Here is a 15,102-nt window from a genome sequence, read left to right as displayed (position 1 = left end):
TCCGCACGACTCCCGGCCGTACCCACAGTTCCCCGGAGCAGACGACAAGCTGTCAGCTACGGGACCCATAACCCACAGGAGATCACTGATGAATCGACGCAGGATGGCCTTCGCCACGGCCCTGGCCTCCACTGCCGCCCTGGCGCTGTCCGCGTGCGGCGGCGACAGCGACCCTCTCGACACCTCCAGCGGCGGTGAGGGCGGCTCCTCCTCCGAGTCGATCATCGTCGGCTCGGCGAACTTCCCCGAGAACGAACTGCTCGCCGAGATCTACGCCGGCGCCCTCGAGGCCAAGGGGGTCTCGGTGTCGAAGAAGCTCAACATCGGCTCCCGCGAGGCCTACATCCCGGGCCTCGAGGACGGCTCGATCGACCTGCTGCCGGAGTACTCGGGCAACCTGCTCTCGTACCTCGACGACACGGCCACGGCGGTCAGCTCCGAAGAGGTCTACGCCGCCCTGCCGGAGGCCCTGCCCGAGGGCCTGTCGGTGCTCGAGCAGTCCGCGGCCGAGGACAAGGACGTGGTCACGGTCACCAAGGAGACCGCGGACAAGTACAGCCTGAAGTCGATCGGCGACCTCAAGGGCAAGAACCTGATCCTGGGTGGCCCGCCGGAGTGGAAGACCCGGCCGACCGGCGTCCCCGGCTTCAAGAAGAACTACGGCGTCGAGTTCAAGGAGTTCAAGGCGCTCGACCCGGGCGGCCCGCTCACCGTCGCCGCGCTGAAGAACGGCACGGTCGACGTGGCCGACATGTTCAGCACCGACCCGACGATCAGCACCAACGGCTGGGTCACCCTGGAGGACCCGGAGAACCAGTTCGCCGCGCAGAACGTGGTGCCGGTGATCAACAAGGCCAAGGCCAGCGGCACCGTCACCGACGCCCTGAACGCCGTCTCGGCCAAGCTGACCACCGAGAACCTCACCAGCATGATGGGTGAGATCAACCAGGAGCAGAAGGAGCCGGCCGACGTTGCCGAGGAGTTCCTCTCCAGCAACGGCCTGAGCTGACCCGGAAGTGACGAGTGCCCGCCTGCGCTGCTGCGCAGGCGGGCACTCGTGCTTTCGGCGCCGAGACCAGCCGGGAAAAGCCGGGATCAGCAGGCCTGGGCCCGCACCAGCGCCTTGATCGATCCTGATTTCTGCTTCTTGCTGCAGTCGATGGCGCCGTACCACTCGCCGCTCCAGCCGCTGGCCTTGCCCTTGGCCCGGGTGGACCAGGTACGGCTGTCCTCGGCCTGGTTGATCTGTGTGCACACCTGGTACACGTAGCTGCCGGTGCCGCGGCGAACGCCCTTGAAGAACGCGAAGTCCCGCGCCTTCTTCGCACCCGGGACCGAGAAGGTCTCGGTCATGGAGAGACTCTTCGTGGAACTGCGCAGAGCCTCCAGCCCGACGTTCAGTTCCGTCTCCAGGCTGCCCAGGATGCCCGCCTTGACCGAGCCGCTGACCGAGGTGTTCGCCGTGACGGTGGTGGAGAAGGTGGACTCCCGGTGCAAGGTCTTGCTCTGGCTGAAGGCCACATGAGCAGGCAGGCTGACGGTCTTGGTACCAACCAGCGCCCAGGCCTTCTTCGACTTCTTCCACAGCACGCGCTTCTTACCGAGCGTGCAGTTCACGACCGCCGCCTCCGGGCCGGCGGCAGAGGCCGTCGCCGAGGCCGTCCCGCTCGTGGCCGCACTCGCTGGCGCCGCCACCCAACCACCCATGAGCAGCGATGTGGCAAGTACGAGTCCAGCCGCACGTCGGATCTTCATGTCTTCATCCCCTCCGGATCGCCGCTGCACACCGGACTTCCCGGAGAGCGGCGGCGTTCATCCTGCGAGGGGTGTTGATCTACGGTCAACGAAATTCAACAAGCGTGCACTTTTGTACTCATTCCCCGACGCCATCCCGGTTCAGCGGGAGCGGGCCTCGGAGACGGCCTTCTTGGGCGGCTTGGCGCTGAACTCGTAGGTGGTCAGGTCGATGCGGGTGGCGAAACCGGCGTCGGAGAGCCGCTTCAGCACCACGGGGCAGGTCTTGCACCGCGGTTTGTCCTTGCAGCACTTCTTCTTCGCCTTCTTCACGCCCATTCTTGAGACCTTAGGTGAGCCTCGCCTAACTGCCAAGACAGGTGGTCTGTGCAGGCCGGTCAGTGCGCCTGGGATGTGGGCACCGTCACGCCCTTCCCGGGGGTCGGCCGCCTCCGTGCAGTCGGCGTTCGAGGGCACCGGCGGCGGCCTGCACCGAGCTCACCAGCTTTTCGCGGTCCGCCACCGTGTCCCCGGGGTAGGTCACGGCGACGGCTGCCGCCGGGTGTCCGTTGTGGTCGAGCACGGCGACTGCCACCGACGAGAAGCCGGGGGTGACTTCGTCGGTCTCGACGGCGTAGCCGGCCCGGCGTACGGCGGCCAGCAGGCGCCTCAGTTCGGACAGGCTCGCGGGTGGGGTGGCGGGCTCGGGCTGAGCGGGGGTGAGGGCCTGGCCGGCGAAGGCTTCGCGGCCTGGGAAGAGGGCCCGGACCTGGGCCTCGGGGAGGGCGGCGAGCATTGCGCGGCCGCTGGCGGTGAGTTCGCTGGGCAGGCGCACGCCCACGTCGGTGACCAATGGGGGACGTCCGGGGGCCCGTTCCTCGATGAGATACAGCACTTCCCGGCCGTGCAGCACGCCCAGATGCGCCGTGTGCCCGACCGCGTCGACCAGTCGGGAGAGCACGAGTCGGGAGAGACGCTGCAAGGGCTCCTGGCGGGAGTAGGCCGAGCCGATCTCGAACGCGGCGACCCCGAGGCCGTAGCGCCGTTCCTCGGGCAGGTGGGTGACGAAGCCTTGTTCGATCATGGCCGTGAGCAGGTGGTACACCGTGCTCCGGGGCAGCCCGAGCTCACGGGCCAGGGCACCGGCGGGCAGGGGGCCGGGGGCCTTGGCGAGCGCTCGCAGGATGGCCAGGGCCCTGGTCGCGGCGGGCACCTGGCCCACGCCCGAACTGTCCGGCCCGGCCGCCGGGCGCGTGGCCGGCCCGGTTGCCGACCCCGCACCTGCCCGAGCCCGCCCTGATCGGCGGCCACCGGCGTCCTCTTGTTTCGACACCCGCTCAGTGTCTCGGATCCGAGACAGGAAGACCGTGGCGGTCCTGTCACCGAGCTCCGGGCGACGGTCCAATGGAGACATGACCTCCTCGATTTCCGGCCCCCGGCCCGTGAAGGCGCCGCACGGCAGCACCCTGACCGCCGGCAGCTGGCAGACCGAGGCGCCGCTGCGGATGCTCCAGAACAACCTCGACCCGGACGTCGCCGAGCGCCCCGACGACCTGGTCGTCTACGGCGGCACCGGCCGCGCGGCCCGGGACTGGGCCAGCTACGACGCGATGATCCGCACCCTGACCACGCTCAAGGACGACGAGACGATGCTCGTGCAGTCCGGTCGGCCGGTGGGCGTGATGCGCACCCACGAGTGGGCGCCGCGCGTGCTGATCGCCAACTCCAACCTGGTCGGCGACTGGGCCACCTGGCCGGAGTTCCGGCGGCTGGAGAAGCTCGGCCTGACCATGTACGGCCAGATGACGGCCGGTTCCTGGATCTACATCGGCACCCAGGGCATCCTGCAGGGCACCTACGAGACGTTCGCGGCGGTCGCGGCCAAGCGCTTCAACGGCACCCTGGCCGGCACCCTCACCCTGACCGGCGGCGCCGGTGGCATGGGCGGGGCGCAGCCGCTGTCGGTCACGCTCAACGACGGGGTCTGCCTGATCGTGGACGTGGACGCCTCGCGCCTGAAGCGCCGCGTCGAGACCCGCTACCTGGACGAGATCGCCGACGACATGGACGACGCGATCGCCCGAGTGCTGGCGGCCAAGGCGGCCCGGCGCCCGCTGAGCGTCGGACTGGTCGGCAACTGCGCCACCGTCTTCCCCGAACTGCTGCGCCGGGGCGTCGAGATCGACATCGTCACCGACCAGACCTCCGCCCACGACCCGCTGTCGTACCTGCCCGAGGGTGTCGAGCTGGGCGACTGGCACGACTACGCGCAGGCCAAGCCGGAGGAGTTCACCGACCGGGCCCGGGTCTCGATGGCCAAGCACGTCGAGGCCATGGTCGGGTTCATGGACGCCGGCGCCGAGGTGTTCGACTACGGCAACTCGATCCGCGACGAGGCCCGCCTCGGCGGCTACGACCGGGCGTTCGCCTTCCCCGGCTTCGTGCCCGCCTACATCCGGCCGCTGTTCAGTGAGGGCAAGGGGCCGTTCCGCTGGGCCGCGCTGTCCGGCGACCCGCGCGACATCGCGGTGACCGACAAGGCCGTGCTGGACCTGTTCCCGGACAACGACCACCTGCACCGCTGGATCAAGGCAGCCGGCGAGAAGGTGGCCTTCCAGGGGCTGCCCGCGCGGATCTGCTGGCTCGGCTACGGCGAGCGGGACAAGGCCGGGCTGCGGTTCAACGAGCTGGTGGCCTCCGGCGAGATCAGCGCCCCGCTGGTGATCGGCCGCGACCACCTGGACTCCGGCAGTGTGGCCTCGCCCTACCGGGAGACCGAGGCGATGCTCGACGGTTCCGACGCGATCGCCGACTGGCCGCTGCTGAACGCGATGATCAACACCGCCTCCGGAGCCACCTGGGTGTCGCTGCACCACGGCGGCGGGGTCGGCATCGGCCGGTCGCTGCACGCCGGTCAGGTCACGGTGGCCGACGGCACTCCGTTGGCCGCCCAGAAGCTCGAGCGGGTGCTCACGAACGATCCGGGGATGGGCGTGATCCGGCATGTGGACGCCGGTTACGACATCGCGGAGCGGGTGGCGGCCGAGCGCGGCGTGCGGGTGCCGATGCGCGAGGGCGACCAGGCGTGAGCTTCACCCGGCGCTGGGCGGAACTGGAGCCGATCGGGCGGGCCTCGTCCGGCGGGTACCGCAGGTTCGCGTGGACTCCCGAAGACGCCTCATTACGTGAGTGGTTCGCGGGTGAGGTGCAGGCGCTCGGCCTGGACCTCACCGTCGACCGGGCCGGCAATCAGTGGGCCTGGTGGGGAGATCCGGACTCGGCGCCCGGCGTCGTGACCGGGAGCCACCTGGACTCGGTGCCGGACGGCGGCGCCTTCGACGGCCCTCTCGGCGTGGTGAGCGCGCTGGCGGCGGTGGAAACCCTGCGTTCGGAAGGTTTCCGGCCGGCGCGCCCGATCGGTGTGGTCAACTTCGTGGACGAGGAGGGGGCCCGGTTCGGCGTCGCCTGTGCGGGTTCCCGGGTGATCACCGGAGCGATGACGGCCGAGCGAGCCTCCGGTCTGCGCGACGGCGAGGGGGTCTCGCTGGGTGAGGCCATGCAGCGGGCCGGACTTCGGCCCGAGCACCTGGGCCGGGACGAGGAGACTCTGCGTCGGATCGGGGTCTTCGTCGAGCTGCACGTGGAGCAGGGCAAGGCCCTGGCCACCGACGAGTTCGACGCCGCGATCGGGGTGGGCACGGCGATCTGGCCGCACGGGCGCTGGCGCTTCGACTTCCCGGGCGAGGCCAACCACGCCGGAACCACCCGGCTCGTCGACCGTAAAGACCCGATGCTGGCCTACGCCTCGACGGTGCTGGCCGCCCGGCAGGCCGCGGAGCGGAACCAGGCGGTGGCCACCTTCGGCAAGCTCACGGTCGAGCCGAACGGAGTGAACGCCATCCCCTCGCTCGTGCGGGCCTGGCTGGACGCCCGTGCCCCGTCGGAGACCGACGTGCAGGCGTTGCTGCGGGAGTTGAGCGCCGAGGCCGAGGCGCTGGGCGCCACGGTCAGCGAGGAGTCCTGGACGGGGAACACGCTGTTCGATCCCGAACTGGCGCTGCGTCTGAGCAAGACCCTGGGCGGAGCGCCTCTGCTGGGCACGGGGGCCGGGCACGACGCGGGGATCCTGGCCACGGCCGGCGTGAGCACGGCGATGTTGTTCGTGCGCAACCCCACCGGCATGTCGCACACTCCGTCCGAGTTCGCCGAAGAGTCGGACTGTCTGGCCGGGGTCGATGCCCTCACCACGGTCCTGCGGGAACTGGCGGCATGAAACGCTATTGGGCACCGCACGCCTGGCTCCCGAGCGGGATGGCCGCCTCGGTGAGGATCTCGGTCGAACCAGGCGGAACGATCGCAGCGCTCGAGAGCGGGGTCGCGGCCGACGCCGGCGACGAGCGCCTGCCGGGCGTGGTGCTGCCCGGACTGGCGAATGCCCATTCGCACGCCTTCCACCGGGCTCTGCGGGGCCGTACGCACGCCGACGGCGGATCGTTCTGGACCTGGCGCACGGTCATGTACGACGTGGTCCAGAAGCTCGATCCGGACTCGTACCTGGCTCTGGCCCGGGCCGTCTACGCCGAGATGGCCCTGGCCGGCATCACCACCGTGGGCGAGTTCCACTACTTGCACCACGACCGCAACGGCCGGCGCTATGCCGACCCGAACGCGATGGGCGAGGCGCTGCGTCAGGCCGCGGCCGATGCGGGTATCCGGATCACTCTGCTCGACACCTGCTACCTGGCCGGCGGTCTGACAGCCGATGGCTACACCGAACTCAACGACGTACAGCAGCGTTTCGGTGACGGAGATGCCGAAGCCTGGGCCGAACGGGTCTCCTCGCTCCGGCCTTCGGCCGGGATGCGGGTCGGCGCGGCAATTCATTCGGTCCGGGCGGTGCCGCGTGATCAGCTGGGTGCCGTGGCGGCTTTCACACGTATGGACGAGGGGCGCGACGCCCCGCTGCATGTGCACCTTTCCGAGCAACCGGCTGAGAACCAGGCCTGCCTGGACCGGTACGGGCTCACGCCCACCGGGCTACTGAAGGATGCCGGCGTTCTGGGACCACAGACGTCCCTTGTTCATGCCACCCACCTGACCGACACCGACATCAAAGACCTGAGTGGCACTTTCGCCTGTTTCTGCCCGACCACCGAGCGGGACCTGGCCGACGGGATCGGACCGGCGCGGGCCCTGGCCGAGGCCGGGGCAACGCTCACCCTGGGCAGCGACCAGCACGCCGTGATCGACCTCTTCGAAGAGGCCCGCGCCCTGGAGATGCACGAACGGCTCAGCACCCTCCAGCGCGGCCGCTTCTCCCCCGACCAGCTGCTCACCGCCCTGACCGAGAGCGGCCAGCGCAGCCTGGGCTGGCCGGAACTGGGCCAGATCCGGGTGGGTGCCCCGGCCGACCTGGTCGCCGTACGCCTGGACTCGGTGCGCACCGCCGGCAGCGCCCCCGAGCAGATCACCCTGAGCGCCACCGCCACCGACGTCGACACCGTGCTGGTCGGCGGGGAGGTCGTGGTCAGCCAGGGCCGGCACCGGCTCGGCGACGTGGGCGCACTGCTCACCGACGCCCTCGAAACACTCCACGCCTGAGAGGATCCACCTGTGAGTCACCTGGTCACCGGGATCGCTTCGCTCGTCACCAACGATCCGGCGATCGGCGACGGCTCGGCGCTCGGCCTGGTCGAGAACGCCGCCGTAGTGGTCGAGGGCGACCGCATCGCCTGGGTCGGCAGTGCCGCCCAGGCGCCCGCGACCGACTCCGTCACCGATCTCCAGGGGCGGGCGGTCGTCCCGGGTTTCGTCGACTCGCACTCGCATCTGGTGTTCGCCGGTGACCGGGCCGCCGAGTTCAGCGCCCGGATGACCGGCGAGCCCTACACCGGCGGCGGAATCGCCACCACGATGGCCGCGACCCGGGCGGCCAGCGACGAGGAACTGGTCACCCACGTCCGCGAACTGGTGGCCGAGATGCGCGCGCAGGGCACCACCACGGTCGAGATCAAGAGCGGCTACGGGCTCGACGTGGCCGAGGAGGCCCGCGCGCTGCGGATCGCGGCGCAGGTCACTTCCGAGGTGACTTTCCTGGGCGCGCACGTGGTTCCACCCTCGATGCGGGACCGGCGACAGGACTACGTGGAGATGGTGAGCGGGCCGATGCTGCAGGCCTGCGCCCCCTATGCGCGCTGGGCCGACGTGTTCTGCGAACCGGCCAGCGCCTACGCCTTCGACGGCGACGAGACCCGCACCGTTCTGCAGGCCTGTGCGGCAGCCGGTCTGGAACTGCGGGTGCACGGCAACCAGCTCTCCGCGGGCCCCGGTGTGCAGATCGCCACCGAGCTCGACGCGGCCAGTGTCGACCACTGCACCCATCTGACCGAAGACGACGTGGCCGCGCTCGGGGCCGCCGGCCACCTCATCGATCCTGAGAACCCCTCGACCGGAACCGTTGCCACCCTGCTTCCGGGGGTCGAGTTCTCCACCCGCTCGCCCTACCCGGACGCCCGGCGCCTGATCGCCGCGGGCGCGGTGATCGGCCTGGCCAGCGACTGCAACCCGGGCTCGTGCTTCACCTCGTCGATGCCGCTGGTGATCGCCCTGGCGGTGCGGGAGATGAACATGACCCCGGCCGAGGCTCTCTGGTCGGCCACGCTCGGCGGTGCAATCGCCCTGCGGCGCAACGACATCGGCCGGATCCGGGTGGGATCCCGGGCCGACCTGACCGTGCTCGAGGCCCCCTCGTACCTGCACCTGGCCTACCGGCCGGGGGTGCCGCTGGCCCGGACCCTGGAACTCGCGGGCCAGGACAGGGCTAGGAACGGCCGGCGAACCAGTCGGGGTTGAGGCGCTGGAACATGATGTGGTCCTGCCACTCGCCGTCGATCCGCAGGAACTTCGGCGCCCGGCCGATCCGCTCGAAGCCGTTCTTCTCCAGGACCCGCTGCGAGCGCACGTTGTGCACCAGCGTGTTCGCCCCGACCCGGTGCAGGTTCAGGGTGCGGAAGGAGATCGTCACCACCGCCTCCACGGCGATGGTGGCGACCCCCTTGCCGCCGGCCGACTCCGCGACCCAGTAACCGACGTCCCCCGACTGCAGGGATCCACGGACGATGTTGTTGACGTTGATCCGGCCCACCAGTTCTCCGTGGCGCAGGATCGCGCACGGCAGGTGCACCCCGCCCGAGTACAGGAGAAGGGCGTCGTCGATGATCCGGCGCTGCCCTTCGACGGTGAAGTACTCCTCGTCGCGGATCGGTTCCCACTGGCTCAGCCACTGCCGGTTGGCCTGCAGGACCCGGGCGAGCGGCTCGGCGTCCTCCTCGCGCAGGATGCGGATGACCACGCCGGTGTCCCGAGAAGAGCTCACGGGCTCAGCGTAGATCCGCGCCCTGGGTCAGTCTGCCGGACCCAGGTTCACGACCTGGCCGGTGCGGGCGCTGCGCCGGGCCGCGTCCAGCACCTCCATCGAGGCGATCGCGTCGCGCGGGTCGACCGGCACCTCGCCCTCGCCCCGCACCGCGGCGGCGAACGCCGGGTAGTACGTGTCCCAGCTCCCCCGCTCGGTGGGGACCGGGGTGCCCGCGTCACCGCGGTACAGGCGCCCGTAGTTCTCCTCCGGCTCCACACCCCACCGGTCGGCGGCGGTGGCCGGGTTGAGCCCTTCGATCAGCAGGGCCTCCTGCCCCTCCATGGGCTCGGTCAGCACGAACGAGCCGCGGCTGCCGCTGACCCGGTAGCGGGGACCCGGCGCGCCCTCGACCCAGTTGCCGATCAGGTGGCTCCGGACGCCGCCGGTGTGCTGGACGGCCACGAAGAAGCGGGAGTCGAGCCGGCCCTCCTCGGTGGTGTCCAGTTCGGCGTACACCGAGGCGGCCGGGCCGAACAGGTACAGGGCCTGGTCGACGAGGTGGCTGCCGAAGTCGCGCAGGATCCCGCCACCGGCCGCGGGCGGGGTGCCCTGCGGGTCGAAGCGCTCGAAGCGGGACTCGAAGCGGAACACCTCGCCGAGCTCACCGGTCTCGACCAGCTTCTTCACGGTGAGCAGGTCGGCGTCCCAGCGGCGGTTCTGGTACGGCGAGAGCTTCACGCCGGCCTTCTCGGCGGCCTCCACCACGGCCCGGGCGTCGGCCGCGTCCAGGGCGAAGGGCTTGTCGCAGGCCACGGCCAGGCCCAGCTCGATCGCCTCGAGCATCAGCGGCACGTGGGTGGGGGCCGGGGTGGAGATGGCCACCGCCTGGGCACCAGAGGCCTTCAGCTCGCCCAGCGAGGCGAAGGTGGGCACGCCGGGGTAGAGCTCGGCCACCTCGGCCTGCCGCTGCGCCGAGGTGGTGACCACCCCGGCGAACTGCACGCCGGGGGCGGCCGCCAGCAGTGGGGCGTGGAAGTACTTCCCGCCGAAACCGAACCCGACCAGACCGATCTTCACGTCATCCGTCACGGGGCTGATCGTATGCACACCCCCCTGCCGGGCGTCGGTTCGGCTCTCGGAGAACACCGGAAGCGGGCCCGGTGCGGCCGGGTTCATCCGGTTGTGGGGCTGAGCCGGGCGGGAATCACGACGCGCGAATTGTCGGTGGTGCCAGGTACGGTCGGCTGCGACGGTCCGGGTCCGAGAGGGGGCGGTAATGAGTGTCAGTGAACGGCCTGCTGGTCCGGCCGCCCCTGGTGGTGGGGGTGTGCGGGGGCACGGTCATGCCGGCCGCCATCCCGGTGCCACCGTGGCCGAGGCCGCCGCCGGGCTGCGCGAGGCCGCGGCCGACCGGGCTCTGCTGCGCCGGGTGGTCGCGCTGTTCCGCCCCTACCGCCGCCGGGTGCTGCTGGTCGGCGCGCTCATCCTGGTCACCGCCGGGCTCGGGGTGGCCAACCCGCTGCTGATCCGCGAGATCTTCGACAAGGCCCTGTTCGTGCCGGGCGGGCCGGACATCCCGCTCCTGGTCACCCTGTCGGCGATCATGATCGCCATCCCGGCCGTCTCCAGCGCCCTCGGGGTGTGGCAGGCCTACCAGACCAACTACGTGGGCCAGCAGATCATGCGGGACCTGCGCGGCCGGCTGTTCAGCCACCTGCAGAGCCTGTCGCTGCGGTTCTTCACCGGCACCCGCACCGGCGAGATCCAGAGCCGCCTGCAGAACGACGTGGGCGGCCTGCAGAACGTCATCACCGACACGGCCAGCACCCTGCTCAGCAACAGCGTCATCCTGATCTCCACGCTGATCGCCATGTTCGTGCTGTCCTGGCAGCTCACCCTGCTCTCCCTGGTGATGCTGCCGCTGTTCGTCTGGCTCACCGGCCGGGTCGGGCGGATCCGGCGCAGCATCACCGGCCGCACCCAGGCCGCTCTGGCCGAGATGAGCGCGATCACGCAGGAGTCGCTGTCGGTCTCGGGGGTGCTGCTGGCCAAGGTCTTCGGCCGGCAGGACCGCGACGCCGATCGCTACCACCGGCAGAACGAGAAGCTGGCCGACCTGCAGGTGCGCCAGCAGATCGTCGGCCGGGCCTTCTTCGCCGTGGTCTCCACCTTCTTCTCGATCACCCCGGTGCTGGTCTACCTGGTGGCCGGGTTCCAGCTGTCCAACGGCAGCGGCCCCAGCGCGGGCACGATCATCGCCTTCACCACGCTGCAGTCCCGGCTGTTCATGCCGATCGGTCAGGTGCTGCAGACCTCCACCGAGGTCTCCAGCAGCCTGGCCCTGTTCTCCCGGGTGTTCGGCTACCTGGATCTGCGGGCCGAGATCGTCGAGCCGCCGAACGCCCGCAGGCTCGCCCCCGAAGAGATCCGGGGCGAGGTGCGGCTGGAAGACGTCTGGTTCAGTTATGTCCCGGCCGAACCGACCGAAGCCGGCGAGGGTGACGGCTCCGACCTGGGCGGGCGCGGTCCTTCCACCCTGGCCGAGCGCAGCGGCCCCGAACGCAGCGCTGCTGATGACGGCGGTTTCCCACGAGCCGCTGACCCGCTGTTCCCCATAGCCGGCAGCACCCCGCCCGATTCACCCGCCGACACCTCCAGCACCCGCCGCTGGGCCCTGCGCGGCCTCGACCTCACGGTGCACCCGGGCCAACTGGCGGCCGTGGTGGGGGCCAGCGGGGCCGGCAAGACCACCCTCAGCTACCTCGTCCCCCGCCTCTACGACGTGGTCTCCGGCACAGTCCGCCTCGACGGCCACGACGTGCGCGACCTCTCGCTCGACACCCTGGCCGACACGATCGGCATGGTCACGCAGGAGACCTACCTCTTCCACGCCACCGTTCGGGACAACCTTGCCTACGCCCGGCCCGAGGCCACCGACGAAGAGGTGGTCGCCGCGGCCCGCGCCGCCTTCATCCACGAGCGCATCCTCGAGCTGGAGAACGGCTACGACACGATCGTCGGTGAGCGCGGTTACCGGCTCTCCGGCGGCGAGAAACAACGCCTCGCCATCGCCCGCGTGCTGCTCAAGAACCCCCGCGTCCTGGTGCTCGACGAGGCCACCAGCGCCCTCGACACGGTCAGCGAGCGCCGCGTCCAGGCCGCCCTGGAACCCCTGATGGCCGGTCGCACCACCATCGCCATCGCCCACCGCCTCTCCACCATCCGCTCGGCCGACGTCATCTTCGTGATCGACGCCGGCCAGGTGATCGAGCAGGGCACCCACGAGAGCCTGCTGGCCCTCGACGGCGCCTACGCCCGGCTCTACGAGCAGCAGTTCGGCGGTGGCCTGGTCGAGGCCCGCACCGCCGACGGCTTCCAGCTGAGCGACGGGCGGGTGCTGGAGACGGGGAGCAGTCGGGGCCGGGCCGAGAGCTAGGGGAAGGCTGCAGACCACCCAGCCAACCTGACCGGCGCAGCAGCCCGCCCCGACAGCCGCAGGCGACCTACTCGGCCAGCCGGGCCTGGACCCACTCGTGGAACTCGGCGATGTGGTGTTCGCTCGGGACCAGCACACCCCCGGCCCGGTAGGCGCGGGACGACATGCCGGGCTGGGTTACCTCGCAGGCCTCGAAGTCCTGGCGGTTCACCCGGTCGAACAGCTCCACCGAGCGACTCAGGTCGGCGCCGGACTCGACCACCCCCGGCAGGTAGAGCCAGTCGCACTCGACCACGGTGCGGTCGACCGCCATCGGGTACATCCGGTGGAAGATGACGTGGTCCGGCACCAGGTTGATGAAGACCTGGGGGCGCACGGTGATGGCGTAGTAGCGGCGGTCGTGATCCTCGTCGACGCCCGGGATGCGCTCGTGACCGCCGGTGCCGTCGATGGTGAAAGCCTGCGCATCATCGCGGAACTCGGCGCCGTGACCGACGAAGGCCTGGGCCGCGTAACCCCCGGCGAACTCCGGCAGCATCTCGGTGAGCTCGGGGTGGATCGTGGCGCAGTGATAGCACTCCATGAAGTTCTCGATGATGAGCTTCCAGTTGGCCTTGACGTCGTAGGTGATGCGCCGGCCGACAGCCAGGTCGTCGACCTGCCAGCCGCCGATCACGCCCTCACCGCCCAGTCGCTCGTCGGCCGAGGCGATGACGTCGGTCTCGAAGGGGGGCGGCTCATCGGCCAGGCACACCCAGACGTAGCCCAGCCACTCGCGCAGATGCACGTTGATCAGGCCGTACTCGGTGCGGTCGATGTCCTGCATCTTGGTCAGGTTGGGCGCGGCCACGAGCTTGCCGTCCAAACCGTAAGTCCAGGCGTGGTACATGCATTGGATGTTGCGGCGCAGCTGCCCCTCCTCCGCGTTGCAGAGCCGGGCCCCGCGGTGCCGGCAGACGTTGAGGAAGGCCCGCACCTGCTGGTCCCGGCCGCGCAGGATGATCACGTTCTCCCGGCCGACCTGCTTGGTCACGAAGGCTCCGGGCTTGTCGAGCTCGGAGGAGCGGGCCGCGGCGAACCACATGCGCTCGAAGATCAGCTCCTGCTCGCGGGCGAACACCGCCGGATCGGCGTAGATGTTGCCGGGCAGCGTGGCCACGAGGCTCGGCGGCAGACTGACACTGGTCATGTCGAGCTCCAATCGAGAGGTTCCGAGCGCACCCATGATGACCGGGAATTGTTTCCCGCCCGTCACCACCACCGCATCGGTGCGGCCGGTCCCGGGAACTCGAGACCGGCCGTCCCACAATTTGTTACGGAAGACGCTGGGCGAGCTCACGCCGCCAGCGCCCGAACACCTTCGGCTGGCCCACTCCGAAGACTCCCACCGGCTCGCCGCCCCGCCGGTAGATCACTGTGAAGGCCGGTCCGGTCAGATCGCCTTCTACCAGCTCGGTCTCGTCGCCGGGTTCGTGATGACCGGCGAACTGGAAGTTCTTGCCGTACTGCTCCGACCAGACGTAGGGCACCTTCATCGCAGGGGCGAGCGGCGGCGCCGGTACGCCGAGCAGCGCAGCTACGGCTCGCGTGGGGTGCTGGGCAGCATGAGTCCAGTGCTCCTGCCGCATGACCCGACCGGCGAACGGATGATGGACGGCGGTGCAGTCGCCGGTTGCGACCACACCGGGAAGCGCTGTGCGACCGTCTTCGTCGGTGAGCACGCCGCCCGCCAGACTTCCTTCTGGGCCGTGACCGACCAGTCCAGTTTCCTGCAGCCATTCGGTGTTCGGCTCGGACCCGATGCCCACCACCACCACATCGGCCGGCAGCTCACGCCCGTCGGCCAGAACCACCCCGCCCACCCAGCCGGGCTCGTGCGGGTCCGGCGTGAGCGCCGAGACACCCACCCCGGTCAGAATTCTGACGCCGTTGGCCTCGTGCAGCGCAGCCATCGCCGCTCCGACCTCGACCCCGAGCGGACCGGCCAGAAGCGCCGGGGCCATCTCGACCACGGTCACTTCGACCTCGAGACCGACTGCAGTAGAAGCAATCTCAGCACCGATGAACCCGCCCCCGACGACCACCAGCCGGGCTCCGGGCACCAGCTCCGCCTTGAGCGCGATCGCATCATCGAGCGTGCGCAGGGTGTGCACCCCGGAGAGCGGCTCGGGCGCGGGCAGCTTGCGCGCCCGGGCTCCGGTGGCGATCACCACCCCGTCGGCCTTGAGCTCTTCGCTGTCCTGCAGACCGATGACCCAGCCCTGATCCTCGGCCGGCCTGAGCGACACCGCCCGCTGCCCCAGCCGCCAGTCCAGGTCCAGCTCGGCGTCGGTGGGCAGCCCCAGCGCGATCTTCGCCGGATCCCACTCACCGGCCAGGAAGGACTTGGACAGCGGCGGCCGGTCGTACGGGTCGTGCTTCTCGTCCCCGACCAGGACGACGCGGCCGGTGAAGCCCAGTTCCCGAAGGGCCCGCGCCGACGACAGCCCGGCCAGCCCCGTCCCGACCACAGCAACCACGGACATCGGCGGGGAGGGGCGTTCAGCCTGCTCGGTCATGGATCAGCTCCTGCGTC

The 15,102-nt window shown here is 70.3% G+C and carries 13 protein-coding genes; 6 read left to right on the top strand and 7 right to left on the bottom strand.

Annotated elements, in window-relative coordinates; all coding sequences use genetic code 11:
• Positions 1 to 88 precede the first annotated feature (88 nt).
• Positions 89 to 1,009, top strand: coding sequence for an ABC transporter substrate-binding protein (locus QSK18_RS06240; protein ID WP_232810246.1), 921 nt, complete (start codon positions 89 to 91; stop codon positions 1,007 to 1,009).
• 86 nt (positions 1,010 to 1,095) lie between these two features.
• Here QSK18_RS06240 and QSK18_RS06235 read toward each other — a convergent pair whose 3' ends face one another.
• The 3 genes from QSK18_RS06235 to QSK18_RS06225 form a co-directional block, all read right to left on the bottom strand.
• Entirely contained in the window at positions 1,096 to 1,755 is a 660-nt protein-coding gene (locus QSK18_RS06235; protein WP_232810247.1) for a hypothetical protein, read from the bottom strand.
• Between the two features lie 141 nt (positions 1,756 to 1,896).
• A complete protein-coding gene (locus tag QSK18_RS06230; RefSeq protein WP_232810248.1) occupies positions 1,897 to 2,073 on the bottom strand; it encodes a hypothetical protein in 177 nt (58 codons plus the stop codon).
• 85 nt (positions 2,074 to 2,158) lie between these two features.
• Positions 2,159 to 2,956: an IclR family transcriptional regulator gene (locus QSK18_RS06225; RefSeq protein ID WP_285617089.1), complete on the bottom strand. Its 798-nt coding sequence runs from the start codon at positions 2,954 to 2,956 to the stop codon at positions 2,159 to 2,161.
• 202 nt (positions 2,957 to 3,158) lie between these two features.
• Here QSK18_RS06225 and hutU point away from each other — a divergent pair, with 202 nt between their 5' ends.
• From hutU to hutI, 4 genes are read left to right on the top strand one after another with little or no spacing between them, the layout of a single operon-like run.
• Positions 3,159 to 4,823, top strand: coding sequence for a urocanate hydratase (gene hutU / locus QSK18_RS06220; protein ID WP_352396482.1), 1,665 nt, complete (start codon positions 3,159 to 3,161; stop codon positions 4,821 to 4,823).
• The gene (locus QSK18_RS06215; protein ID WP_285617084.1) at positions 4,820 to 6,007 is read left to right on the top strand and encodes an allantoate amidohydrolase; all 1,188 of its coding nucleotides are present in this window, start codon (positions 4,820 to 4,822) and stop codon (positions 6,005 to 6,007) included. The genes hutU and QSK18_RS06215 overlap by 4 nt, the downstream gene beginning before the upstream one ends.
• The gene (locus QSK18_RS06210) at positions 6,004 to 7,335 is read left to right on the top strand and encodes a formimidoylglutamate deiminase (RefSeq protein ID WP_285617082.1); all 1,332 of its coding nucleotides are present in this window, start codon (positions 6,004 to 6,006) and stop codon (positions 7,333 to 7,335) included. Before QSK18_RS06215 ends, QSK18_RS06210 begins: the two co-directional genes overlap by 4 nt.
• A 12-nt stretch (positions 7,336 to 7,347) precedes the next feature.
• Positions 7,348 to 8,586 (top strand): imidazolonepropionase, encoded by a 1,239-nt coding sequence (gene hutI, locus QSK18_RS06205; protein WP_285617079.1) that lies wholly within the window; start codon positions 7,348 to 7,350, stop codon positions 8,584 to 8,586.
• Here hutI and QSK18_RS06200 read toward each other — a convergent pair.
• On the bottom strand, positions 8,555 to 9,109 hold the full coding sequence (locus QSK18_RS06200) for a GNAT family N-acetyltransferase (RefSeq protein WP_232810254.1): 555 nt from the start codon (positions 9,107 to 9,109) through the stop codon (positions 8,555 to 8,557). The genes hutI and QSK18_RS06200 overlap by 32 nt on opposite strands.
• Before the next feature lie 27 nt (positions 9,110 to 9,136).
• Positions 9,137 to 10,180, bottom strand: a complete 1,044-nt coding sequence (locus QSK18_RS06195; protein WP_232810255.1) for a Gfo/Idh/MocA family protein — start codon at positions 10,178 to 10,180, stop codon at positions 9,137 to 9,139.
• 187 nt (positions 10,181 to 10,367) lie between these two features.
• Here QSK18_RS06195 and QSK18_RS06190 point away from each other — a divergent pair, with 187 nt between their 5' ends.
• On the top strand, positions 10,368 to 12,527 hold the full coding sequence (locus tag QSK18_RS06190) for an ABC transporter ATP-binding protein (protein ID WP_285617075.1): 2,160 nt from the start codon (positions 10,368 to 10,370) through the stop codon (positions 12,525 to 12,527).
• A 67-nt stretch (positions 12,528 to 12,594) separates the two neighbouring features.
• Here QSK18_RS06190 and QSK18_RS06185 read toward each other — a convergent pair whose 3' ends face one another.
• Together QSK18_RS06185 and QSK18_RS06180 are read right to left on the bottom strand one after the other, a co-directional pair.
• Positions 12,595 to 13,716 (bottom strand): aromatic ring-hydroxylating oxygenase subunit alpha, encoded by a 1,122-nt coding sequence (locus QSK18_RS06185; protein WP_232810256.1) that lies wholly within the window; start codon positions 13,714 to 13,716, stop codon positions 12,595 to 12,597.
• Positions 13,717 to 13,840: 124 nt separating this feature from the next.
• A complete protein-coding gene (locus QSK18_RS06180) occupies positions 13,841 to 15,085 on the bottom strand; it encodes an NAD(P)/FAD-dependent oxidoreductase (RefSeq protein WP_232810257.1) in 1,245 nt (414 codons plus the stop codon).
• Between the last annotated feature and the right edge of the window lie 17 nt (positions 15,086 to 15,102).

The sequence above is a fragment of the Kineosporia sp. NBRC 101677 genome (genome assembly GCF_030269265.1).
Classification (GTDB): domain Bacteria; phylum Actinomycetota; class Actinomycetes; order Actinomycetales; family Kineosporiaceae; genus Kineosporia; species Kineosporia rhizophila.
This window is presented reverse-complemented; position numbering and strand designations above follow the sequence as displayed.

Bases quoted from the DNA above. Each gene is read 5' to 3' on its own strand.
- QSK18_RS06240 (WP_232810246.1), top strand. From the start codon at position 89: ATGAATCGACGCAGGATGGCCTTCGCCACGGCCCTGGCCTCCACTGCC.
- QSK18_RS06235 (WP_232810247.1), bottom strand. From the start codon at position 1,755: ATGAAGATCCGACGTGCGGCTGGACTCGTACTTGCCACATCGCTGCTC.
- QSK18_RS06230 (WP_232810248.1), bottom strand. From the start codon at position 2,073: ATGGGCGTGAAGAAGGCGAAGAAGAAGTGCTGCAAGGACAAACCGCGG.
- QSK18_RS06210 (WP_285617082.1), top strand. From the start codon at position 6,004: ATGAAACGCTATTGGGCACCGCACGCCTGGCTCCCGAGCGGGATGGCC.
- QSK18_RS06190 (WP_285617075.1), top strand. From the start codon at position 10,368: ATGAGTGTCAGTGAACGGCCTGCTGGTCCGGCCGCCCCTGGTGGTGGG.
- QSK18_RS06185 (WP_232810256.1), bottom strand. From the start codon at position 13,716: ATGACCAGTGTCAGTCTGCCGCCGAGCCTCGTGGCCACGCTGCCCGGC.
- QSK18_RS06180 (WP_232810257.1), bottom strand. From the start codon at position 15,085: ATGACCGAGCAGGCTGAACGCCCCTCCCCGCCGATGTCCGTGGTTGCT.